The sequence below is a fragment of the Empedobacter brevis genome (assembly GCF_965118635.1).
Classification (GTDB): domain Bacteria; phylum Bacteroidota; class Bacteroidia; order Flavobacteriales; family Weeksellaceae; genus Empedobacter; species Empedobacter brevis_A.
Window position 1 is genome coordinate 105,360 of the sequence record NZ_CBCPHV010000005.1, and the last position, 23,912, is coordinate 129,271.

Below are 23,912 nucleotides of genomic sequence, written 5' to 3' on the forward strand. Positions count from 1 at the left end.
CAATAAAAAAGGCTTCAATAATATTGAAGCCTTTTTTATTTATTGGTAAATTGTATTAATCACAATTTCCGTCTATATCACAAGAAGCACCATTTTCTGGTTGATCCAAATGATCTTTTTCGTACGCTTGTGTCAAAGCAGAAACGAAATAGTCAACAGGCTGAGCTCCTGAAAGCGCATATTTACGATCAATTACAAAAAAGGGAACGCCAGAAACGCCAATATTACGCGCATCTAAAATATCTGAAGCTACTTCGAAAACATTCGCATCAGAATTTAACATTTCAAGAACTTCAGTTTTATTCAAACCAATTTCTTCTCCCAATTCAGCCAAAACTTCGTAATCAGCCACATTTTTACCTTCTGTAAAATAAGCTTTAAAAAGTCTTTCTTCTGCTTGAGAACCTTTTCCTTTTGATTGTGCAAAGTGAATCAATCGATGAGCATCTCCAGTATTAACAACTTTAGAGTTTTGTTGTTCAAAATCAATTCCAACAGCTTTTCCCATTTCAGCCAACTGATTATTCATTGCTGTAACTTGTTCCTGCGAGATACCTTTCGTTTCAACCAAATAATCATCTACAGAAATTACTTCGGTTTTTGACAAATCAGGATTAAGCTGAAAACTTTTCCATTCAACCTCGATTTTATCTTGATAGGGAATTTGCGTTAATGCTTGTTCAAAATGTTTTTTTCCGATATAACAGAATGGACACATTACATCCGACCAGATTTCTATTTTCATAATGGAAATTTTAGGTGTAAAAGTTTGTAAAATTACGCTTTTTATTTGAATGGATTCGGTTATTTTTTAGTTAATTTAATCTTCCAAAATTATTAACGAAATCTTGAAAAATAATCGTGCTAAATTGAGTTTAAAATTTGTTTAAGACAAGGTTTAAATTACCTTTGCACTGAACCAAGAAAAGATGAATCGTTTCATTTTTATTCCAAATCAAATAACGAACAAACAATATGTCAACACACGTAGTAGTCGGTCTTCAATGGGGTGACGAGGGAAAAGGAAAAATCACAGATGTATTAGCTGAAAAGTCTGATTATGTTGTAAGATACCAAGGTGGTAACAACGCTGGTCATACAGTTTATGTAGGCGATGATAAATTTGTATTACACTTATTACCTTCTGGAGTTTTACAATGCAAAGGAAAATGTATTATTGCGAATGGTGTCGTAGTAAATCCTGAAGCTTTCTTTACTGAAATAGAAAAGTTAGAAACAAGAGGTTTATCTACAGATCACGTTTTTATCTCGAGAAGAGCACATATCATTATGCCTTATCACATTTTGTTAGATGAATATCGTGAAGAATTTGCTGGAAAAGACAGTCAAATCGGTACAACAAAACGCGGAATTGGACCTTGTTATGAGGACAAAGTAGCAAGAGTTGGTATTCGTGCTATTGACTTGTTAAATCCAGAAGTTTTAGCAGAGAAAATCAAAGAAAATTTAGTGGTTAAAAATGCTTTATTCGAAAAATTATTCAATAAAGAACCATTAAAATTCGAAGACATTTACGAAAAATATCTAGCTTACGGAGAGCGTTTGAAAGAGCGTATCATTGATTCTGAATTAGAAATCAATCAAGCAATAGACGAAGGTAAAAATGTCTTATTCGAAGGTGCACAAGCCTTGATGTTAGACATCGATTTTGGTACATATCCATTCGTAACATCATCATCTCCAACAACTGGTGGAGCTTGTGTTGGTGCAGGTGTTCCTCCTACAAAATTGAAAAATTTAATCGGAGTTTCAAAAGCATATTGTACTCGCGTTGGTAATGGTCCATTCCCAACAGAATTAGATAATGAATTAGGTGAACAAATTCGTCAAGTTGGTCACGAATTCGGAGCTTCTACAGGTCGCCCACGCCGTACAGGTTGGTTAGACTTAGTTGCTTTGAAACACGCTTGTATGATTAACGGTATTACACATTTAGTAATTACTAAATTAGATGTAATGTCTAACATCGATACAGTTAAAGTTTGTACAGCTTACAAAACAGAAGACGGAAAAATCATTGATTACTTTACATCTTCTACAACAAAATTAGCTGATTACGAACCGCAATACGACGAATTACCAGGATGGAAAGAAGATATTACAAATGTAAAATCTTTTGATGAGTTACCGCAAACTGCACAAGACTACATCCACTACATTGAGAAATACTTAGGAATCGAAGTTTATTTAGTTTCGGTTGGACCAGAGCGTTCTCAAAACATTATTAGAACAACTTTATTTTAATAAATTAAATAGTATAGCCTAACATGCTTGTTGGGCTATAACTTTATGAGATATTTTTATGAATGAAATTTTAGAACGATTAAAACAATTGAATTTAGGTTTAGATTCTATCGTCCCTATAAAAGGTGGTGATATTAACGATGCTTTTCGATTAGAATCGTTTGATAAAAAATATTTTTTAAAGGTAAATTCCGCAAACAACTTTCCTCAACTTTTCAAAAAAGAAGCAAGAGCTTTAGAAGCGATCAAAAACACCAATACATTTTCGATTCCGGAAGTGATAAATGTTGGCGAAGCAGGAAAAGATTTCCAATACTTATTATTAGAATGGATAGAATCCTCTACTCCAACTGTTGTAAATTGGGAAAACTTAGGAAAAAACTTAGCAAAACTTCATCAAAATACGAATACACAATTCGGTTGGTCCGAAGATAATTACATTGCAATTGTACTTCAACCAAACAGTTTTACAGATTCTTGGAGCGAATTTTATGCAAAAAATCGCATTATGCCAATGATGAAATTATTGCACAACAAACAATTAATCAATTCAAAACAAGTAAAATCTGCAGAAACTTTATGTAAAGAATTGAATTCTATATTCCCAGAAGAAAAACCAGCTTTATTGCATGGAGATTTTTGGAACGGAAATATTTTAGCCAATAATAATGGCGAATTCTTAATTATAGATCCTGCAATTTATTACGGACATCGCGAAATAGATTTAGCTATTGCAAAACTTTTTGGAGGATTTGACGATGTATTTTTTGATGCTTATCAAGAAAGTAATCCATTAGAACCTAACTTCGAAGAGCGTTTACCAATTGCTCAATTATTTCCATTACTTATACATGCATACCTTTTCGAAGGTTATTATGTAAAAGATGTGCAAACCATTTTGAAAAAATTTTAAGAAACAAAACAAACAAATACAATGAACAAGTATCAAAATCCATTAGAATCGAGATATTGTAGCGACGAAATGCTATATATCTTCTCTCCAGAAAAAAAATTCACAACATGGAGACAACTTTGGATTGCTTTAGCAGAAATTGAAAAAGAACTTGGATTAGATATTACAGACGAACAAATTCAAGAGCTAAAAGATAACGCAACAAATATTGATTATGATGTTGCTGCTGCTTACGAAAAGAAATTTCGTCACGATGTAATGGCTCACGTACACACTTACGGAGATGTTGCACCAAGCGCAAAAGCAATTATTCACTTAGGTGCTACGTCTGCTTTTGTTGGTGATAATACAGATTTGATTCAGATTCGTGATGCTTTTCAACACATCAAAAAACAAATAATCAATGTTATAGATGGTTTAGCAAAATTTGCTCGTCAATACAAAGATTTACCAACATTAGGATTCACACATTTCCAACCAGCACAATTAACAACTGTTGGGAAACGTGCTACACTTTGGTTACAATCAGTTTTATTAGATTTAGAAGAATTAGAATTCAGAATAGACACTTTACGTTTTCGTGGTGTAAAAGGAACAACTGGTACAGCAGCATCTTTCAAAGAATTGTTCGATGGTGATTACCAAAAAGTAAAAACATTAGACAAAAAATTATCTGAACGTTTCGGATTCAAAAACGTTTTTGCTGTTTCAGGACAAACTTACGACCGTAAAATAGATGCGCAAGCGTTAGAATTATTATCAAACATTGCACAATCTGCACACAAATTCACTAATGATTTACGTTTGTTACAGAACCTAAAAGAGATTGAAGAACCTTTCGAGAAAAACCAAATCGGATCTTCTGCAATGGCTTACAAACGCAATCCTATGCGTTCAGAACGTATTGCTTCTTTAGCAAAATACGTAATGTCATTAGCAACTTCTCCAGCTATGGTGGCTTCTACACAATGGTTCGAAAGAACATTGGACGACTCTGCCAACAAGCGTTTAGCTGTTCCTCAAGCTTTCTTAGCAATTGACGCTATCTTAATTATTTGGAACAATATATTAGACGGTTTAGTGGTTTATCCTAAAATTATCGAGAAACATATTGCCGAAGAATTACCATTTATGGCTACCGAATACATTATTATGGAAGGTGTGAAAAATGGTGGTGACCGTCAAGAGTTGCACGAAATCATCCGCACACATTCTATGGAAGCTGCTAAGCAAGTGAAAATGGAAGGAAAATCGAATGATTTGATAGAGCGTATTATTGCTGATGATAATGTAAAGATTGACAAAGAAAAGTTAGTTGAATTATTAGATCCGAAAAACTTTACAGGATTTGCTCCTGAGCAAACAGAAGAATTCTTAAAAGATTTAGTCGATCCAATAATCGAAGAAAATAAAGCACTTTTAGGTTCACACACAGATCTTAAAGTATAAACTCGCTTAAAGGCAAACACATGAAACAAAAAAGACTTCCACTTAGGAAGTCTTTTTTTGTATTATACTATCTGTTGTTCTTTTTTCTATTTACGTATTCTTCCCCTTGCATTTGTATAGGGCGAAGCTGTATTGAACTGTATCATTCTGCCTAATGTCCATTTTTCGTACCACGAAACCTCGTATAACTCCTCATTAGTTTTTTGTTCTATCAAATAAAGAATCTCAACAACAGTTTCATCTAATTTGGTTTGTAATGTATTAAAATCAAGCTCTTCATAATCTTTATAAAATTTCTGAGCCAACTTACCAAGTTCATTCCATTTGTAACCAGTTTCTGGGAAATCTACAAACTCATTGTTCTCTCTTTTTCTATTCCATTTCAATACTAATTCTCCCCAACCAATCAAATAAGCAACAAGATTATTTATACTCATCTTTGTATTTTTGGCATGCCCGTCAATATTTTCTATCAAGGTTAGTTCGGCAGAAATGGTGAATAGTTCTTGCTTCAACTTCTTATAGTTTGTCTTAATAGCAAGTTGCAATTCTTCTTTGTTAATAGGTACAGCCATCTTCTATGGAATATTAAAATCAAATATAGAAAACTTATTATAGATTCTTATTAGCTATTATTTCTTAAAAGAAAACAAGTTGAAGAAAATAACAAATAACAAGAATTACTAGATAATGTAGTTAATGATGACTAAACGAGAAGGCTCTCATCAATAAATGAGAAGCTTCTCATTGACTAACGAGAAGCTTCTTGATTACGATTTAGAAGCTTCTCGTTTATACGTAAGAAACTTCTTGTTTTTTTAATCTTATTTTACCTTTTGAAATTTTGCTGTTTTCAATGCATCAGCAATACGTGCTCCAGGACGATAATTCATTTTAGCAGCTTTTATCAAACTGGTATTGAAACTAGCTTCTGTTGCAGAACCTTCGCTACTTAGACTTGGATAAAAACTTCCTAACTTGTCTAAACGGACTATTTTTCCATTTACTATTTGGTTAATAATTACGTTTTCTAAGGCTATAATCACTCCACGAATATCGGCTTCGGAAAGTGCTGAAAATTTTTCGATCTCCTTTGTCAATTCATCAACAGTAAATTCTCCATCTACTTTTGCGCTTGCATACCATTTTTTTACACCTCCGCCAGCTACTCCTGGTTGCGGTTTTTCTACTACGTTAAATTTTATAGACATATCATATTGGTTTAATTAATTCGTATTAAGATAATTACTTTTTCTTAATACGCAAAATATGAATGCCAAAAATGATTATACCAGAAAGCCAACTTCTACTTAAGTTGGCTTTCTGGTATACTTTGGAATAACGACTCGGGAAAAGAATCACGAAGTGGTTATCTATTATTTTTTTTATTTATGCTTGCATCACAAAGATGGCTGGGCGCTTGTGAAAATCGTACTTTTCGTTTTTCCATTCTTTTACAGAAAGTGTGCGAATATCTTCGTCCTCTAGCGTAATGTGGCAGGCAACACAAATCTTGGTTTCGGCACGAAGTATCTTTGTTAAATCTTCTACCATTTGGTTGTTACGATAAGGCGTTTCCATAAAGATTTGGGCAACTCCTGTTTTTGCACTTTCAGCCTCCAAATGTGCCAATTTCTTTTTACGCTCTGTTTTGTCGATTGGTAAATATCCGTGAAAAGCAAAGTTTTGACCATTCATCCCAGAAGCCATCAACGCCAATAAGATTGACGATGGACCAACCAATGGCACTACCTGAATGCGTTTCTGTTGTGCAATCTTTACCAATTGTGCACCTGGATCTGCGACTGCCGGCAAGCCCGCTTCGGAGATAATACCCAAGGTTTTGTTTTGATCCAATAGTTTTATCAAATCAAACATTTCTTCGGGTTCTGTATCTTTATTTAAGATGTAAATATCTAAATCTGCTTGAACTTTTTCGGGACAAACTTGCTTAATGAATTTACGCGCTGACTTCTCATTTTCGACCACGAATGTGTCTATTGCACGAATAACCTCAAGATTGTATAAAGGCAATACTCTACTGTGTTCGCTTTCACCTAAAAGTGAAGGAATCAAATAAACTTTAGCCGTGTTCATTGTATTGTTTTAAAGATTGTATTTTTTGATGATTCCGTCTGTAGCTTCATCTAATAATTGATAAACATGCTCGAAAGCATCTTCACCATCGTAGTAAGGGTCAGGAACATTTTGTATTTGTCCTGTTCCGTCTTTCAAGATCAATTTTATTTTGCTTTGCTCCTCTTCGTTTCGAGCCAATTGTTGCAAATCGATTAGATTTTGTTCATCCATCGCAAAAATTAGATCAAACTCTTCGAAAAAAACGGGATTGAAATGCATTGCACGTTGATCAGAAATATCAACACCATGTTTTTTTGCAACCGAAACCGAGCGTCTATCTGGTTGTTCACCTACATGCCAATCGCCTGTACCCGCAGAATTTACTAAATGATTGTCACCAACCTTTGTTTGTAAAATTCCTTCTGCCAACGGAGAACGACATATATTTCCTAAACAAACCATCAAAATTTTCATCGAAAAAGTATTTATAGATTAATCTGCAATCTTGCGTGATATATCTTCTATATATCCACGGAATTGCTTATCTGTTTCTTGTAAATTTTTCACTGTTTTACAAGCATGTAAAACTGTTGCGTGATCACGTTTACCAATTTGTGTCCCGATACTTGCCAAAGATGCTTTTGTATATTGTTTTGCAAAATACATAGCCAATTGACGCGCTTGTACGACATCTCGTTTACGTGTTTTTGATTGAATATCTTCAATCTTCACTTTGAAGTATTCACAAACTGTTTTCTGAATATAATCGATCGATATTTCTTTACGAGCTGTTTGTATTAATTTTGATAAGGTACGCGCTGTTAAATCTAACGTTATTTCGCGTTTATTCAATGTTGCTTGTGCAATTATTGAGTTTAATGAACCTTCAAGTTCACGTACGTTTGTATCAATATTTTGCGCAATATAATCCATAACCTCATCAGGGAATTCGATACCATCGTTCTCTAATTTTTGTTTCAAAATAGAAAGACGTGTATTGTAATCAGGGTTTTGTAAATCTGCTGATAATCCCCACTTGAAACGAGAAATCAATCGATCTTCCATATCTTGGATATCTGCTGGAGATTTATCCGAAGTTAGAATAATTTGATTTCCTCTTTGATGTAAATGGTTGAATATATGGAAGAATACTTCTTGTGTTTTTGCTTTTCCAGATAAAAACTGAATATCATCCATAATCAAAACATCAATCATTTGATAAAAGTGAATGAAGTCATTTTGATTATTGTTTTTTACAGCTTCTATAAACTGTTGTGTAAATTTCTCTGTCGAAACATACAAAACTGTTTTCTCTGGATGTAAATCTTTTACTTCTAAACCTATCGCATGAACTAAGTGAGTTTTTCCTAATCCTACTCCACCATATATAAATAGTGGATTGAAAGAAGTTCCTCCTGGACGTTTTGCAATCGCACGACCAGCAGCACGAGCCAATCGATTTGATTCTCCTTCGATAAAATTATTGAATGTATAATTATGATTTAACTGCGAATCAATTTTTAATTTTTGCAATCCTGGAATAACGAAAGGATTCATCATTCTACCAGCTTGCAAATTAATTGGTGCTTCTACCTCTTGTGGGCGAGGTTTTTCTTTATTAGAACTTGGAATACGTACAGTAAATGGTTCACGTCCTTGCGACTTTTGATCCATTAAAATACTATATACCAATTTTGCATCAGAACCTAATTCTTTTTGTAAAGCACTTTTTAAAATTTTGATATAATGCTCCTCTAACCATTCGTAAAAAAATTTACTTGGTACTTGTATTGTTAAAACATTATTATTTAGTTTGCCAGGACGTATCGGAACAAACCAAGTATTGAAGGCATCTTCTGCTATGTTATCTTTTATAAAAGACAAGCATTTTTCCCACACAGAATTTGCTGTTATCGTCATAATATTATCCAAAAGTGCTTAAGTTTTAATGTAAATTACTGAAAGTCAATGTTAATTTTTCATCAACGGTTCTCTACAAAATTGTGAACAAATTTTGAATAAAAAAAATGATTTAGGTATTGATATATTAAAAAATACTTTGTATAATTCCAGAAATTCAATAAATAGTTTTAGGTAACCCAAAAGTCCTGCAAATATAATATTTTCAGGTATATTTTGGCTTATAAAATGAATAATTCTTATTTTTGTATCACTATGGAAATTACACAAGAAAAAATAGATTTTGCAATCATCGAAGTCGAAAATTATTTAAATGATTTGGGGATCAAAAATAATTTTTCTCTTTTACGAATTGAAAAAGAAAAAGAGGAAAATGTACGAACTTTTTATTACGAAATAGCAAATCCAACTTTTAAAACTGTTATTCAAATTCAATATGATTTCTTAAAAGAAGAACAGAAAGATTCTTCTCAAACTTCTTTTAGTTGGATGGATTACAAAAAAATTACTGAATAGACTTTTTCATTTTTTATAGAATTAATGATAAAGTCTTTTTTTTGTTCTCTACTTTTGAATAATTAAATGATGTTTTAGAAAATTATGGAGAGAATAGAAGAAATCGAATCATTGAATGTTTTTCGAACTAAAACTCGTATTCTTTATAAGCATACAGATCAAATGAAGGTGGTTTATTATGGAAATTATCCTGAGTTTTATGAAATTGGACGTGTGGAATTGATGCGTGAAAGAGGTTTTCCGTATGCCGAATTAGAATCTATGGGCATTCAGATGCCAATTATCGAAATGCATTCAAAATATATAGGCAGTGCTTTGTATGATGAGTTGATTGAGATTGAAACAACAGTTCCCGAACGTGATAAAGGTGTTCGTATTCGTTTTGATTACAATATTTATAATGAAGCTGGAAAATTAATCAATCAAGGTTATACCATTTTATGTTGTATTGATGCTGAAACTCGTCGCCCGGTTCGTATTCCAGAGCGTATTTGGACAAGCTTAGGTTTATAATATTATTTAAAATGATTAATTATTCGTTAAAACAAATTCTAGCAAATGATTTCTCATTAAATTTGTTCCTTAACAAAACATGATTAAAAAAGAATGTCAACACTTCAAGAAAAAATCAATCAAACGATTGTAGATGTTATCGATTTTCCAAAAGAAGGAATTGTCTATAAAGACATTACTCCACTATTCTTAGACGCCGAACTTTCAGAAGAAATTGTAGATGCTTTTGTAGCAAAAGCAAAAGGTAAAGTGGATATTGTTTGTGGAATTGAAAGCCGTGGATTTTTATATGGAATTCAAATTGCTCAAAAATTAAAAGTTCCTTTTGTATTAATTCGCAAGGCTGGTAAATTACCTCCTCCAACGATTAGTCAATCGTACGATTTAGAATATGGTCAAGCAACGATCGAGGTTAATTCGAATTACATTAAAGATGGATCGCGTGTTTTAATTCATGACGATGTTTTAGCTACTGGAGGAACTGCAGAAGCATGTGCTAAATTGGTAGAGAAATGTGGTGGAAAAACAACTCAATTTTCGTTTATCGTTGATTTAACTTTCTTAAACGGAAAAGATAAATTAACACCTTTTACAACAGATATTGTCACATTGATAGAATATTAAAACAAAAAATCCTCAACTTAAGTTGAGGATTTTTTTTATAGAATTCAATTCTTAATTAATTCTTTCAGCAACATATTCGCTTTCGTTACCTATACGGTCGACAGCTTTTAATGCAACTGCTGTTAATTTTTTACCGTCTTTATGTTTCAAAATCGTTTGATTGGTTTTTGTTCTATCCAAAATAGATGTTTCCCAATCGTTGTTATAACGTGTGTACAAAATCCATTTCGAAACATTAGAATTCATCTTATAATCATTCCAATTCATCACAACCTCTGATGCTTTTGTGTCCACGGATAAATTTGGTTTTGTCAAACGATCTCCTTTAATCCAATCCATTGTTGGTACCAAAGCTTTGTTTTTATAAGGACCTTCTTTTAAATAACTTAACATTGAAGGATTTTTTGTTAATCCGGCAACACTCCAATGAATAACACCTACATTGTTTTGTAAAATTTCTCCAGCCATTTTCACCTGATTTGTAATCTCAGTTGTTCTATCCGGCACTCTTACTTCTACTGTATTCAAACCTGGCCAAAGATGACGATTATGTGTATTTTCTGACTTCCACCATTGTAATAATTTTGGAAAACTTTGTCCTGTCGAATTAATTGGCCAATACAATTGCGGCGAAAAATAATCTACCCAACCTTTATTCAACCATAATTTTGCATCTGCATATAATTCGTCATATTGAGAAGAACCTGTAATCCCTGAAGGATAACCTGGTTTCCAAATTCCAAATGGACTAATTCCGAATTTCACAAAAGGTTTTTCTGCCTTAATTTCTTTATAAATACGCTCGATAATTGTATTCACATTTTGACGTCGCCAATCTGCTCTAGATAATGTTCCTCCATTATTTTTGTAAACAGTCCAAGTTGCATTGTCAGGAAAATCTGCTCCTCCATTATAGGATGCATATGGATAGAAATAATCATCAAAATGAACACCATCAATATCATAACGAGAAACGATATCGCGAACAACTTCTGAAACGTGATTTTGTGTTTTTTTGTCTGCAGGGTCAAACCAATACATTCCATTTTTCAATCTCACTACATTACTTGGAGACCTTTTTACCATCGACTCGTTTGTCACTGGACCTCCACTGCTGTGATGCGCTCTGTAAGGATTTAACCAAACATGTAACTCTATTCCACGTTTGTGTGCTTCTTCTACCCAAAATTCTAAAGGATCATAATAAGGTGAAGGTGCTTTCCCTTCTTGTCCTGTTAAAAAATAAGACCAAGGTTCAAAATTACTTTTATACAAAGCATCTGCTGCAGGACGAACCTGAAAAATAACTGCATTAAAATTGTTTGCTTCTAACATATCTAACAACCTTATTGCTTCATCTTTTTGCTGAGATGTTGTCAAATCTTTTTTAGAAGGCCAATTAATATTAGCCACAGAAGCTACCCAAGCTGCTCTGAATTCTCGATTTACTTCAGGTAATTTAACAGTAAAAACTTCGTCTTTTTTGTTAGGGATTTCAGTTTTTGGAGTAGTAAGAATAGTTGGTTTTGTAGATTCTACAGGTTTTGTAGGTTGCTTTGTTTCTACTTTTTTATAAACTATTTTTTTCGAACTTTTATTTGAAGCACACGAAGATAAGCCTATTGTGGCAGCTCCGAAACATATCAAAATATATTTAAAATTAATTTTCATTCGTTGAAATATGTATTTTAGTGATACAAAATTAGTAATAAAGCTTTATTAATCCGCATTTTATCAAATATTTAGGATATCTAGATTTTCTTTCACTAATTAATTTACAATTTTTTTCTTGAAAATTATTCTATTGTTTCATTCTTTTCCAATCTTTTAAAATGTTTAATTCATGATGTTTTATAAATTTTATGTCGTTCATTATTATTGATAAGAGCGTTCTTAAAAATCATCCATAAAAAAATCCGTTCGATTAGTCGAACGGATTTTTGTTTTATAATATTAATATTTATTCTTTTCCAAATTAACTTTCAACTCTTTATAATAATCTGGTGCATTTACATCTTTCTCTAAAGCTGTATTTATCCATTTCAGCGCTTGATTTCTATCTAATTTATTCGAATAATAGAAATTTGCTGAATTGTAAAAATCTCGTGCAGAAGAATTTTCATTCAATTGTTCACCAATCATTTTCAAAACATCATTTATTGTATTCGTTTCAATATCCAATACAACATTTACATTATCCCAAGCCAAAACCAAATTTGCTGATTGTTGCGTCACATTTGTAAAACGAATCTCGAAAGTTTCTGTTTTATTGTTCATCGATTTTGTTGATGCAGCTTTCACTTTCAACGCAATATTTGATTCCTTCCATTCTTTCGGATTTCCCCAATTTTTTGTGTCTTTATAGAAAATCACATCCCAATCTTCTTTATTAGGAATACTATACAACGCATATTCTCCAGCAGCCAATTCTTTTCCATTCACTTTTATCGGCTTATCAAATTTGATAACTGTATTTTCGTTTGCTCCTGTTCGCCAAACTTCTCCATTTGGAACTAATTTTCCAAATACTTTTCTACCATTTACATTTGGACGATTATAGTCAACTTCAAATTCTGTTAATCCAACTTTTTGTTCAATTTCGGCATGAGAACTTACTGCAGGAAATTTCATTTGTGCAAAAGCACAACTTCCTATTAACAAAGCTAAAACCGTTGATGTTATTTTCATATAATTATCTATTATTCTTTATTTTATCTGTTTTCTTGTCGTAACCATACGGACAATGTTTACATCCACTTTTACAACAATATCCTCTTCTTTTAAGATATTGCGCAGTAAATATTCTGAAACCTTCTGGAGATAAATAATAATCTCCTTCTTCAAACTTTTTCATTTCTGATGCTGTGAAATTACAACTTTTATCTATAAATTATCATTAAATTTAGAACTGATAATGATTACTGAATTGTCTTATAAATTTACGATTTTTAATACTTTTTGAATCAATATCTTCTTAGTTTTATTTAATTTTGCAACAAAATCGTATTACCTAAAATCATGTTTGTAGTTGTTTTAAGTCATTTATTCCGAAAGAATTTTATAGGAATTACCATATTTCCTTTCATTTTTTTGAGAGATAAAAAACTGAAAAACGATAAAGTTTTAATCAATCATGAAACAATTCACATTATTCAACAACTCGAACTTTTGGTTATTTTTTTCTATCCTTTTTATTTACTTGAATATATCATTCGATTAATTCAATATCGTGATCAACATAAAGCATACAAAAACATTAGTTTTGAGCGAGAAGCTTACGCAAACGAACATAATTTAGATTATTTAAAAAAACGAAAATTTTATAGTTTTCTAAAATATTTATAAATGATTTGGAACGATTACAAAGCTAATATTCAATCAATTGACACTTCTCATTTAACCTCACAAAATATCCAACTTTCGATATTGAGAGAAGATTTGAATCATCCTGAAATTTCAGGAAATAAATACCGAAAACTGAAATATAATTTTATTGAAGCTGAAAACCTTGGTTTTAAAAAAGTCTTGACTTTTGGTGGAGCTTTTTCCAATCACATTGCAGCAACCGCAGCAGCTGGAAAACTTCATCAATTCGAAACAATTGGAATTATTCGCGGCGAAGAGTTAAATAATAAAGTTGATGAAAACCCAACTTTACGTTTTGCAAAAAAATGTGGTATGCAATTGCATTTTATTTCCAGAGAAGCTTATCGAAAAAAAGATGATTTAGAATTTATAAACAATTTAAATACTAAATACCCAAACACTTACGTTATCCCAGAAGGAGGAACTAATGATTTAGCGATAAAAGGTTGCAAAGAAATTTTGTTTGATGATTGTTTCGAATACGATTTCATTGCTTCTGCAATTGGAACTTGTGGAACAATTTCTGGATTGATTGAAAGTTCTAAACTTCATCAAAATATTTTAGGTTTTCCAAGTTTAAAAGGAAATTTTATCCAAAATGAGATTGAAAAATTGACAAATAAAAAGAATTTTACTATTTTTAATGATTACCATTTTGGAGGATATGGAAAAGTTTCGGACGAATTAATTACTTTTGTAAATGATTTCAAACGAATTTATCATATTCAATTGGATCCTATTTACACTGGAAAAATGGTTTTTGGAATTTTTCAATTAATTAAAAATCATTATTTTAGTGATAATTCTAAAATTCTTTTGGTTCATACAGGCGGATTGCAAGGAATTGAGGGAATGAACAAACTTTTAAAGAAGAAGAACAAAAATATAATAGAATGAAAAAATTGTTGTACGTTTTTAGCTTAGTGTTGACGATTTCAATACAAGCACAAGAAAGTAGAGACATAACTTACATTCGAAAACATGCTATTCTAGCTGTTGAAGAAATGAAACTTTACAAAGTTCCTGCTAGTATTACTTTGGCACAAGGTTTATTAGAAACTGGTGGTGGACAAAGTAAATTAGCCGATCAGGCTAATAATCATTTCGGAATAAAATGTAAAGGTCCAGAAGAATGGTCGCTAGATAAACCTAGAGTTTATCATGATGATGATGCAAAAGGAGAATGTTTTAGAAAATATACTTCTGTGGAAGAAAGTTACCGAGATCATTCTAAATTTTTAGCATTAAGACCTTATTATAAAGCGTTATTTATTTTAGATCCTACGGATTATAATGCTTGGGCACATGGTTTGAAAAAATCTGGTTATGCAACAGATCCAAAATATGCTTCAAAATTAATTTCGAGAATCGAAAAATATAATTTAGATCAATTTGATAAGATTTCTCCAGAAGAAGTTTATGCTAAATTATATATGCTATACAAGAATGAAAATGATATGATGTTAGCAAATAATTTTTCGAAATCTAAGACAAAAAAAGAATCAAAAACAATCAAGGAAGAAGTTCTTTTAGCTTCGTATCAACCACAAGAAAGCGCTATAGAAAATAGTGATCTTGTCGTAAATAATAATAAAACTATTGCCTACGAAACTCGACCTCAGAACCCAACATTGCGTATAAGAAATCATAAGAATAATATTCCTTATATCGTTGCGCAAGCGGGAGAAACAATAACAACAATTTCTAAAATATATAACAAAGTCCCTTCGGATATTGCTAATTTCAATGAAATACAAATGGGTTCTAAATTGAAAGATGGACAAATTGTATTTTTTGGAAAAAAGAAAACTAAAGGTTCTGATTATTCTTACAAAGTGCAAGAAGGTGATGATATGTACACAATTTCACAACGTTTTGGTGTAAAAGTTAGCAGTTTATACAAGCTAAATCGTATGGAACCTGGAGAACAACCAAGAGTTGGACAACGAATAAATCTTAAAACAAAAGTTAAAGCATAACAATTTCAATAAAACTAAAAAAAGCTTCCTAAAAGGAAGCTTTTTTTAGTTCATCATTTTAAAAATATCAACCAATTCTTTATTGATTTTGCCTGTTTGATAATCCATTGGCGCAGGTGCACGATCAATCATTGTATTTCCTTCTTTGTCTAAAATCATAAAAGTCGGAATGTATTCAATCTTATAATCAAAACCAAAATTATCTTCTTGTCCTGCAAACAATTGTACTCCAGACATCTGATTTTCTCTCACCATTTTCTCCCAAACTGGCTTATCTTCTAATTTATCCAAAGAAATACTTACAAAATAAATTGGCGCATTTTGAAATTGTTTTTCCAACTCTTTCATAAATGGAATTTGTACTTTACAAGGTCCACACCACGTTGCCCAAATATCTAGATAGATATACTTTCCTTTAAAATCAGCTAAATCATATCGTTTTCCATTGATATCAGCCAACGAAAAATCTGGCGCTTTAACCAATTCTTTTGGATTTTCTGTTTCATGAGATTCTATATCAATAACAGAATCAATTTTTTTAGCATCAATAGATTCTTCAATTTTTTGATCTGATTTATTACAACTAAAAAATGTAATTAAGATTGATAGGATTAATAATTTTGTTTTCATTTATAGATTTAAACTAAGTTTTATTTCTCGCCTTATAAACAGGTTTGTTATCAAAAATAAACATTTAAACGTTATCAATTTCATAAAATACCTCAATTCACTTGACAAAGGGCTATCTGAGGTCGTATATTTGCAAAAAATTGTACAATTATGAAAATGAAAACCTCCGATTTCGACTTTACTTTACCTGAAGAACTTTTAGCAGATCGCCCTTCTGAAAACAGAGACGAAGCTCGCTTAATGGTTGTTCATCGTGACACCGGAGAAATTGAACATAGACAATTTAAAGATCTTATCGATTATTTTGATGAAGGAGACGTTATGATTCGTAACAATACTAAAGTTTTTCCTGCCCGTTTAATGGGAAATAAAGAAAAAACTGGTGCTCAAATCGAAGTTTTCTTATTAAGAGAATTAGATGCAGAAACTCGTTTATGGGATGTTTTGGTTGATCCAGCTCGTAAAATTCGTATCGGAAATAAATTATTCTTCGACAATGATGATACATTAGTAGCAGAGGTTGTTGACAATACGACTTCTCGTGGACGTACATTACGTTTCTTATTTGATGGATCTTATGAAGAATTCCGTGCAAAATTGAAAGAATTAGGAGAAACTCCACTTCCAAAATATATTTTACGTGATGTTGAGCCAGAAGATGCAGAGCGTTACCAAACAATTTATGCTAAACACGAAGGAGCAGTTGCTGCACCTACAGCTGGTTTACACTTTTCTAAACATTTATTAAAACGTTTAGAAATAAAAGGCGTTGATTTTGCTGAATTAACATTACATATTGGTTTAGGAACTTTCCAAGCTGTTGAAGTTGAAGATTTATCTAAACACAAAATGGAATCTGAGCAAGTAATTATTCCTCAAGCAACAGCTGATTTAGTAAACAGAGCAATCGACGAGAAGAAAAAAGTTTGTGCAATTGGGACAACATCTATGCGTTCTATCGAATCTTCAGTTTCTGCTGATGGACATTTGAATGCTTATGATGGTTGGACGAACAAATTCATTCATCCACCTTACGATTTCTCTATTGCAAATTGTATGATTACAAACTTCCACACACCAAAATCAACATTAATTATGATGATTTCTGCGTTTGCTGGACACGATTTAACAATGAAAGCGTATAACGAAGCTGTAAAAGAAGGATACAAATTCTACTCTTACGGAGATGCAATGCTAATTCTATAAGAAAAGTTTGAATACAACAAAAAAAGACATACGAAAGCTGTCACAAGCTGAGATTGAAGATTATTTCAAAGAGATTGGAGAAAAATCATTCCGTGCAAAACAAGTATACGAATGGTTATGGAAAAAGAATGCGCATCAATTTGATGACATGACTAATATTTCAAAAGCTTTACGTGAGCAATTGGGACAATCTTTCCAAATTCAACCTGTTGAAGTCGATCTTCTACAAAAATCTAATGACGGAACCATCAAGAATGCTGTTAAGCTTCATGATGGTAACGTTGTGGAATCTGTTTTAATTCCAACAGACTCAAGAACAACAGCCTGCGTTTCTTCGCAAGTTGGTTGTAGTTTAGATTGTACGTTTTGTGCAACAGCACAATTAAAACGTATGCGTAACTTAACAGCTGCCGAAATCGTAGATCAAGTTGTGATTATCGACGAAGAAAGTAAGCGTTATTTCAATCGCCCTTTAAGTAATATCGTATTTATGGGAATGGGAGAACCTTTGTTAAATTATAATGAAGTGATTTCTGCCATCAAAAAAATTACGTTACCAGAAGGATTAGGAATGGCTCCAAGAAGAATCACTGTTTCAACTTCTGGAATTCCTAAAATGATTGAAAAATTGGCTGACGAAGATTTACGTGTTAACCTTGCGGTATCTTTACATTCGGCTCGTGAAGAAGTTCGTAATGTAATTATGCCTTTTTCTGTTAAATTTCCTTTGACAGATTTAATGGATAGCCTTCAATATTGGTACCAACAAACAGGTTTGCGAATAACATTCGAATACATTGTTTGGGGCGGTGTTAATGATAAGAAAGAAGATATTGATGCATTGGTTAAGTTTTGTAGAAAAATCCCTTCAAAAGTAAATATTATCGAATACAATTCTATTGATGACGGAATTTACAAACAAGCATCAGAACAAGCAGTTGATAATTACATCAAAGCATTAGAATCCAATAATATTGTCGTAAATGTACGTCGTAGCCGCGGAAAAGATATTGATGCAGCTTGCGGACAATTAGCCAATAAAACTGGAAATGATTAAATAATAATCAAATGAAATATTTAGCCATATTTTTATTTTTAATTCTGACTAAATTCTCTTTCGCGCAAATAGTAGAAAACATCGATACAATTTCTATTGATGATTATAAAATGGAAAGTATCAACTTACCTCCTACTTTAAACGAAATTTCGGCTTTAGAATATGAAAAACAAGATAAAAATATGGCTTCTTTTTGGGGCTTAAACGATTCTGATTCTAAACCAGAATTGTATCGTTTCAATGCAAAAACTGGGAAAATTATCAATACCATTTTCATCACAAATGCTCCAAATATAGATTGGGAAGAAATGTCTGCGGATGATAATCGAATATATTTTGCAGATTTTGGAAATAATTTAGGCAAACGAAAAGATTTAGTCATTTATTTTATTGAAAAATCTAACATCGATTATTCTAAAGCTTATCAGCAATTAAAAGCTGAAAAAATTGAATTTTATTATCCTGAGCAAGAAACTTTCCAATTCAAAAACATGACAACGAATTGGGATACAGAAGCATTTTTTGTTTACCAAAATGCGTTTCATATTTTCACAAAAGAATGGTCAAATATGGCAACTTCTCATTATGTTGTTCCTATTGACACTTCTAAAAAACATGCAGCTAAAAAGTTAGAATCATTTCCTACAAATTACGCTGTAACTGCTTCCTATATTGATTCTGATAAAAATAGTCCAACAAAAGGAATTTATTTATTGGGCTATACAAAAGAAGCATTAACGTTTATCAATTGGTTCGATTTACCAAAAGATAACAATCAGTTATTCTTCACTTCACAAGTTAAAAAAATAAGTTTACCTTTGGGCTTCACGACTCAGTTGGGACAATTGGAAGGGATTTCAGTTTTACCAACCGAAAACAAGATTTGTTTTAGCGGAGAAGAGTTTAACTATAAAGGTTTCTATGCAAAACAGGTTGTACATTGCATCAATAATTTTACGAATTAAAAAACTAAATTTTGAGTAACACGGTAGATTTGATAAAAGCGCCAATCGCGGAGGAAATGAAATTATTTGAACAAAAATTCTTCGAATCAATGAAGAGTAATGTTTCACTTCTTGACCGTATTACCAATTATATTGTACGCAGAAAAGGAAAACAAATGCGTCCGATGTTTGTTTTTTTAACAGCAAAATTAAATGGTGAAGTACAAGAACGTACCTACCGAGCTGCTTCTTTTATAGAACTTATTCATACAGCAACTTTGGTTCATGATGATGTTGTGGACGATAGTACATTGCGCCGTGGATTCTTTTCTTTGAATGCAATTTGGAAAAATAAAGTAGCTGTTTTAGTTGGTGATTATTTCTTGTCAAAAACCTTAATTATTTCAACAAAAAACAAAGATTTTGATTTATTAGAAGTCGTTTCTGTTGCGATACAAGAAATTTCGGAAGGTGAATTATTGCAAATCGAAAAAGCGCGGAAACTAGATATTACAGAAGATGTCTATTTCGAAATTATCCGAATGAAAACTGCTACGCTTATTGCTGCTTGTTGCGAAGCTGGAGCACGTTCTGTTGGATGTTCAGAAGAAGTAGCAAAGAAAATGCATCGTTTTGGTGAATTAGTCGGAATTGCTTTCCAAATCAAAGATGATTTATTTGATTACACAACTTCCAACGCAATTGGAAAGCCTGTAGGAATTGATATTAAGGAACAAAAAATGACATTACCTTTGATTTATTCCATTAACAATGCAACTGTAAAAGACAAAAAATGGTTGATTAATTCCGTAAAACGTTACAATAACGATAAAAAACGTGTTCGAGAAATTATTCAATATGTAAAGGAGCATGGCGGAATTGAGTACACACAAAAAATGATGAAACAATATAGCCAAGAGGCTTTGGATATACTTTACGAATTTCCCGAAAACGAATTTAGAAATTCATTGGAAACAATGGTGAGATACGTTATCGAAAGAGAAAAATAAAAAAAGGACTTCTAATTGAAGTCCTTTTTTGTATATTACAATATTGTAAAGCTACTAAATGAAAAAAGATAATATCATACTTACTATTTCTCTATTTTCTCCTCTTTTATTTTTAGGTAGTATTGTTACTTATTTTTTTCTTTTTCCAAAAACCTATTCTCCTTATGAATATTATAAAACAATACATTACAAAGGAAATGTTCAAAAAATATATACAAAATATGAAAGTAGAGGAAATAAATTAATGGTTAGAGTAAGATATTCAGATTATTATTTACCTTATGAAAATGCGAATAAGTTGATTGAAATAGGTGATTCTGTTGTTAAAAGAAAAGGAGAAACTAACTTATATATATTTAGAGATAAAATCTTAATAAAGACTTTAACTATAGAATAAACATTTTCAATTATATTATAATTAAAAATCTCATTAAAACCTTCTAAATTACTCACAAAAAAAGCTGCTACAAATTGTAACAGCTTTCATATATTATTCTAACTATTTATTAATTTAAATTCTTTTGATAAATATAATCATCCATGATGTAGCCATTTCCGATATCAAATGTTTTAGATTCCATTCTCTTGAAACCATTTTTCTCGTAGAAACGAATAGCTTTTGCATTGTGTTTATTCACTGTTAAATGAACAGCTTTTGCTCCTTTTTCGCGTGCATAATCCAACACTCTATTCATCATCAATTGCCCAATTCCTTTGGTTTGATTAGATTCTTTTAAGTAAATTTTTGATAAGAAAACAGTATTATTTTCATCTAATTTATAGTGCAAATAACCAGAAGGAACATTATCTATTTTCAAAACTTCCCAAACATCTCCAGCTGCAATTCCTTCATTTACTTTATCATTATTATACATCATATCAATCATATAATCGATTTGATCTTGTGATAATAAATCTTTGTAACATTCATTCCAAATCTCTCTCGCTAAAGGTTGAACCAAATGAATATTTTTCTCATTTACAGTATGAAAATGCGGATAAACATCTAGTTTTATTGGATTTATTTTCTGATTAACTTCTATATGCTGTAGAATTTCATCTTTACGTTTATCTATTTCTCCTTCCAACATTTGCAATGTCCATTTACGCTTTAATGAATTGTAATAAAACATTCCAATTAAAATATAAATAATAATATGCATGATTAGCTGAACATTATTATTTACGAAATAAGTATAAAAAGCTTCTGTAAAGTCTTTATTTTCTACTTCATATGTTTTAAGCTTTTCACTAAAACTAATAGAATCATCTAATGAAACGGGTTTCATTTGTACTCCTAAATCAATTACTCCACTCAAAATTAGTCCATAAAATATAAATAAAAGAACAACTAGTGAAATAAAGTACATTCCAATAACTGTGAAAATCGTTTTCAATTTATTCTTTTTGAAAAATTTTGCTAAGAAATAAAACTGAATGCTAAATATGATGATTAGAAACACTGATTACTATTTTTATATAAAACAAAAATACAAAAAATATGCCCGTAAACATTTATATTTGTATGAAACATATCAAAACAAAAAGTGATTTATTATGTATAGCGATAAATTTCAAAACTATTTACAAACGCAATTAAATGATTTAGAAGAACAAGGTTTATTCAAAAAAGAACGAATCATTGCTTCTCCTCAAAGTGCGGAAATTACATTAGAAAATGGTAAAACATTACTTAATTTCTGTGCAAACAACTATTTGGGATTATCTGATAATAAAGAAGTTATTTCTGCTTCTCAAAAAATGTTAGATGATCGTGGATACGGAATGTCATCTGTTCGTTTTATTTGTGGAACACAAGATATTCACAAGCAATTGGAAAAGAAAATTGCTGACTTCTTAGGAATGGAAGATACAATTCTATATGCAGCTGCTTTTGATGCAAATGGAGGTGTTTTTGAACCATTGTTCACAGAAGAAGATGCGATTATTTCTGATGAATTAAACCATGCTTCTATTATTGATGGTGTTCGTTTATGTAAAGCTGCTCGTTACCGTTACAAAAACAATAATATGGCAGATTTAGAAGCGCAATTAATAGCTGCTTCAGAAAAAAATCATCGTTTCAAAATTATTGTAACAGATGGCGTTTTCTCTATGGATGGTATTGTTGCTGATTTGAAAGGAGTTTGTGATTTAGCTGATAAATACGATGCTTTGGTTATGGTTGATGATTCGCACGCAACTGGTTTCATCGGAAAAACTGGTCGTGGAACGCACGAACATAATGAAGTTATGGGACGTGTAGATATCATTACATCTACTTTAGGTAAAGCTTTAGGTGGAGCAATGGGAGGATTTACTTCTGGTAAAAAAGAAGTAATCGAAATGTTACGTCAAAAATCTCGTCCATATTTATTCTCTAACTCTTTAGCTCCTGGAATTGTTGGTGCAGCTTTACAAGTATTAGAAATGTTAGAGAAAGATACATCTTTACGTGATAAAGTAATGTGGAACGCCGAATATTTCCGTAAAGAAATGGTTGCTGCTGGTTTTGATATTCCAGAAGGCGATGCTGCAATAGTTCCAGTTATGTTGTACGATGCAAAATTATCTCAAGTAATGGCAGACAAATTATTAGATGAAGGTGTTTATGTAATCGGATTCTTTTTCCCTGTTGTTCCTCGCGATAAAGCACGTATTCGTGTACAATTATCTGCTGCACATACAAAAGAACAATTAGATCATACCATTGCTGCTTTTACAAAAGTTGGTAAAGAACTAGGTGTGATTAAATAAGAAATTCTTTAATTAAATATTATATTAGCGACTATCTTTAGTCGCTTTTTTTATTATATATAATTAACCTAACAAATTATATAAAACAAACAGAATTAGAAAAGTATGAAACTATTTTTAGTTATTTTAATGATAATTTTCTCTTTTTTGGTTCCATATATGCATCAAAAGAAGAACATAAGAAAAATAAGCTCTTTACAATTCGGTTTTATATGGTTTGTGATTTTCTTAGTAACTATATTTACAATATTGTCAACTTATTATTTCATTAAATTTATTTGTAACGAAACTTTAATTCTTTTTGACACAGGATTTTCAGATAATTTAGGTTATATCCTAATATCTTTTATTTTCTGGTTTCCTTTGCTTTTATTTTTTATCGGTTTAGTCTGCGACATCTTTGATTATGATATAGATAAATATTATTCTATTGTAAAAAAAATAGGAAAGTTCTTTTATGTTCCTCTCGTTATGATTTCTTTTGCATTATTTCTTATTTATATACTTTTTAACGAAGAAATTAGAGCGCCCTATAATTTTATAATTCCTTTATTTCTAATTTTTATTGGGATAATTATCTATTTTTATTTTAAAGATCTTTTCAAAAATAAAAAAAAATAAATTTTTCAATTAATTCTAAACGCCACGAGTTGTCTCTCAAAATTCTTACTTTTACAACAACTC

At 31.3% G+C, this 23,912-nt stretch carries 26 protein-coding genes; 15 read left to right on the forward strand and 11 right to left on the reverse strand.

Features of this window, described 5'->3' with window-relative positions:
* Nucleotides 1-55 precede the first annotated feature (55 nt).
* A complete protein-coding gene (locus ACMHJW_RS08365; RefSeq protein ID WP_413532957.1) occupies nt 56-745 on the reverse strand; it encodes a DsbA family oxidoreductase in 690 nt (229 codons plus the stop codon).
* A gap of 230 nt (nt 746-975) precedes the next feature.
* Here ACMHJW_RS08365 and ACMHJW_RS08370 point away from each other — a divergent pair, with 230 nt between their 5' ends.
* The 3 genes from ACMHJW_RS08370 to purB are packed head-to-tail and all read left to right on the forward strand — an operon-like array spanning nt 976 to nt 4,627.
* Nucleotides 976-2,265, forward strand: coding sequence for an adenylosuccinate synthase (locus tag ACMHJW_RS08370; RefSeq protein ID WP_413532958.1), 1,290 nt, complete (start codon nt 976-978; stop codon nt 2,263-2,265).
* A gap of 58 nt (nt 2,266-2,323) precedes the next feature.
* Nucleotides 2,324-3,178, forward strand: coding sequence for a fructosamine kinase family protein (locus tag ACMHJW_RS08375; protein WP_413532959.1), 855 nt, complete (start codon nt 2,324-2,326; stop codon nt 3,176-3,178).
* A 21-nt stretch (nt 3,179-3,199) separates the two neighbouring features.
* Nucleotides 3,200-4,627 (forward strand): adenylosuccinate lyase, encoded by a 1,428-nt coding sequence (gene purB, locus ACMHJW_RS08380; protein ID WP_413532960.1) that lies wholly within the window; start codon nt 3,200-3,202, stop codon nt 4,625-4,627.
* Between the two features lie 86 nt (nt 4,628-4,713).
* Here the strand turns inward: purB and ACMHJW_RS08385 are convergent, their stop codons facing one another.
* From ACMHJW_RS08385 to dnaA, 5 genes are all read right to left on the reverse strand, one after another.
* The gene (locus ACMHJW_RS08385; protein ID WP_413532961.1) at nt 4,714-5,202 is read right to left on the reverse strand and encodes a ClbS/DfsB family four-helix bundle protein; all 489 of its coding nucleotides are present in this window, start codon (nt 5,200-5,202) and stop codon (nt 4,714-4,716) included.
* Nucleotides 5,203-5,451: 249 nt separating this feature from the next.
* Nucleotides 5,452-5,838, reverse strand: coding sequence for an HU family DNA-binding protein (locus ACMHJW_RS08390; RefSeq protein ID WP_413532962.1), 387 nt, complete (start codon nt 5,836-5,838; stop codon nt 5,452-5,454).
* Nucleotides 5,839-6,016: 178 nt separating this feature from the next.
* On the reverse strand, nt 6,017-6,724 hold the full coding sequence (locus ACMHJW_RS08395) for an SAM-dependent methyltransferase (protein WP_413532963.1): 708 nt from the start codon (nt 6,722-6,724) through the stop codon (nt 6,017-6,019).
* 9 nt (nt 6,725-6,733) lie between these two features.
* Complete coding sequence (locus ACMHJW_RS08400; RefSeq protein ID WP_413532964.1) at nt 6,734-7,180, reverse strand: low molecular weight protein-tyrosine-phosphatase; 447 nt, start codon at nt 7,178-7,180, stop codon at nt 6,734-6,736.
* Between the two features lie 18 nt (nt 7,181-7,198).
* On the reverse strand, nt 7,199-8,626 hold the full coding sequence (gene dnaA / locus ACMHJW_RS08405) for a chromosomal replication initiator protein DnaA (RefSeq protein ID WP_413533116.1): 1,428 nt from the start codon (nt 8,624-8,626) through the stop codon (nt 7,199-7,201).
* A gap of 228 nt (nt 8,627-8,854) precedes the next feature.
* On the opposite strand from dnaA, the gene ACMHJW_RS08410 reads away from it, so the two are divergent.
* The 3 genes from ACMHJW_RS08410 to ACMHJW_RS08420 all read left to right on the forward strand — a co-directional run bounded on the left by ACMHJW_RS08410 (nt 8,855) and on the right by ACMHJW_RS08420 (nt 10,279).
* Nucleotides 8,855-9,142, forward strand: a complete 288-nt coding sequence (locus ACMHJW_RS08410) for a hypothetical protein (RefSeq protein ID WP_413532965.1) — start codon at nt 8,855-8,857, stop codon at nt 9,140-9,142.
* Nucleotides 9,143-9,226: 84 nt separating this feature from the next.
* Nucleotides 9,227-9,655, forward strand: a complete 429-nt coding sequence (locus ACMHJW_RS08415) for an acyl-CoA thioesterase (RefSeq protein ID WP_413532966.1) — start codon at nt 9,227-9,229, stop codon at nt 9,653-9,655.
* 93 nt (nt 9,656-9,748) lie between these two features.
* Nucleotides 9,749-10,279, forward strand: a complete 531-nt coding sequence (locus tag ACMHJW_RS08420; protein ID WP_413532967.1) for an adenine phosphoribosyltransferase — start codon at nt 9,749-9,751, stop codon at nt 10,277-10,279.
* Between the two features lie 51 nt (nt 10,280-10,330).
* Here the strand turns inward: ACMHJW_RS08420 and ACMHJW_RS08425 are convergent, their stop codons facing one another.
* The 3 genes from ACMHJW_RS08425 to ACMHJW_RS08435 form a co-directional block, all read right to left on the reverse strand.
* On the reverse strand, nt 10,331-11,950 hold the full coding sequence (locus tag ACMHJW_RS08425; protein ID WP_413532968.1) for a glycoside hydrolase family 10 protein: 1,620 nt from the start codon (nt 11,948-11,950) through the stop codon (nt 10,331-10,333).
* Nucleotides 11,951-12,232: 282 nt separating this feature from the next.
* Nucleotides 12,233-12,967: a DUF2911 domain-containing protein gene (locus ACMHJW_RS08430; protein WP_413532969.1), complete on the reverse strand. Its 735-nt coding sequence runs from the start codon at nt 12,965-12,967 to the stop codon at nt 12,233-12,235.
* Nucleotides 12,968-12,971: 4 nt separating this feature from the next.
* Nucleotides 12,972-13,133, reverse strand: a complete 162-nt coding sequence (locus tag ACMHJW_RS08435; protein ID WP_413532970.1) for a DUF5522 domain-containing protein — start codon at nt 13,131-13,133, stop codon at nt 12,972-12,974.
* Nucleotides 13,134-13,297: 164 nt separating this feature from the next.
* Between ACMHJW_RS08435 and ACMHJW_RS08440 the strand changes: the two genes are divergently transcribed.
* The 3 genes from ACMHJW_RS08440 to ACMHJW_RS08450 are packed head-to-tail and all read left to right on the forward strand — an operon-like array spanning nt 13,298 to nt 15,624.
* Nucleotides 13,298-13,624 (forward strand): hypothetical protein, encoded by a 327-nt coding sequence (locus tag ACMHJW_RS08440; protein WP_413532971.1) that lies wholly within the window; start codon nt 13,298-13,300, stop codon nt 13,622-13,624.
* Complete coding sequence (locus tag ACMHJW_RS08445) at nt 13,625-14,542, forward strand: 1-aminocyclopropane-1-carboxylate deaminase/D-cysteine desulfhydrase (RefSeq protein ID WP_413532972.1); 918 nt, start codon at nt 13,625-13,627, stop codon at nt 14,540-14,542.
* Nucleotides 14,539-15,624, forward strand: a complete 1,086-nt coding sequence (locus ACMHJW_RS08450) for a glucosaminidase domain-containing protein (RefSeq protein ID WP_413532973.1) — start codon at nt 14,539-14,541, stop codon at nt 15,622-15,624. Before ACMHJW_RS08445 ends, ACMHJW_RS08450 begins: the two co-directional genes overlap by 4 nt.
* Before the next feature lie 45 nt (nt 15,625-15,669).
* Here ACMHJW_RS08450 and ACMHJW_RS08455 read toward each other — a convergent pair whose 3' ends face one another.
* Complete coding sequence (locus ACMHJW_RS08455) at nt 15,670-16,254, reverse strand: TlpA family protein disulfide reductase (RefSeq protein WP_413532974.1); 585 nt, start codon at nt 16,252-16,254, stop codon at nt 15,670-15,672.
* A gap of 156 nt (nt 16,255-16,410) precedes the next feature.
* Between ACMHJW_RS08455 and queA the strand changes: the two genes are divergently transcribed.
* Genes queA through ACMHJW_RS08480 form a run of 5 tightly spaced genes read left to right on the forward strand, consistent with a single transcriptional unit; the run spans nt 16,411 to nt 20,868 of the window.
* Nucleotides 16,411-17,460, forward strand: coding sequence for a tRNA preQ1(34) S-adenosylmethionine ribosyltransferase-isomerase QueA (queA, locus tag ACMHJW_RS08460; RefSeq protein ID WP_413533117.1), 1,050 nt, complete (start codon nt 16,411-16,413; stop codon nt 17,458-17,460).
* Between the two features lie 7 nt (nt 17,461-17,467).
* On the forward strand, nt 17,468-18,517 hold the full coding sequence (rlmN, locus tag ACMHJW_RS08465; RefSeq protein ID WP_413532975.1) for a 23S rRNA (adenine(2503)-C(2))-methyltransferase RlmN: 1,050 nt from the start codon (nt 17,468-17,470) through the stop codon (nt 18,515-18,517).
* Between the two features lie 11 nt (nt 18,518-18,528).
* The gene (locus tag ACMHJW_RS08470; RefSeq protein ID WP_413532976.1) at nt 18,529-19,482 is read left to right on the forward strand and encodes a hypothetical protein; all 954 of its coding nucleotides are present in this window, start codon (nt 18,529-18,531) and stop codon (nt 19,480-19,482) included.
* 11 nt (nt 19,483-19,493) lie between these two features.
* The gene (locus ACMHJW_RS08475) at nt 19,494-20,471 is read left to right on the forward strand and encodes a polyprenyl synthetase family protein (protein ID WP_413532977.1); all 978 of its coding nucleotides are present in this window, start codon (nt 19,494-19,496) and stop codon (nt 20,469-20,471) included.
* Between the two features lie 58 nt (nt 20,472-20,529).
* Nucleotides 20,530-20,868, forward strand: a complete 339-nt coding sequence (locus tag ACMHJW_RS08480) for a hypothetical protein (RefSeq protein WP_413532978.1) — start codon at nt 20,530-20,532, stop codon at nt 20,866-20,868.
* A gap of 109 nt (nt 20,869-20,977) precedes the next feature.
* Here the strand turns inward: ACMHJW_RS08480 and ACMHJW_RS08485 are convergent, their stop codons facing one another.
* Nucleotides 20,978-21,868, reverse strand: coding sequence for a GNAT family N-acetyltransferase (locus ACMHJW_RS08485; RefSeq protein WP_413532979.1), 891 nt, complete (start codon nt 21,866-21,868; stop codon nt 20,978-20,980).
* Between the two features lie 160 nt (nt 21,869-22,028).
* Between ACMHJW_RS08485 and kbl the strand changes: the two genes are divergently transcribed.
* Complete coding sequence (gene kbl / locus ACMHJW_RS08490; protein WP_413532980.1) at nt 22,029-23,228, forward strand: glycine C-acetyltransferase; 1,200 nt, start codon at nt 22,029-22,031, stop codon at nt 23,226-23,228.
* The last annotated feature ends 684 nt before the right edge of the window (nt 23,229-23,912 follow it).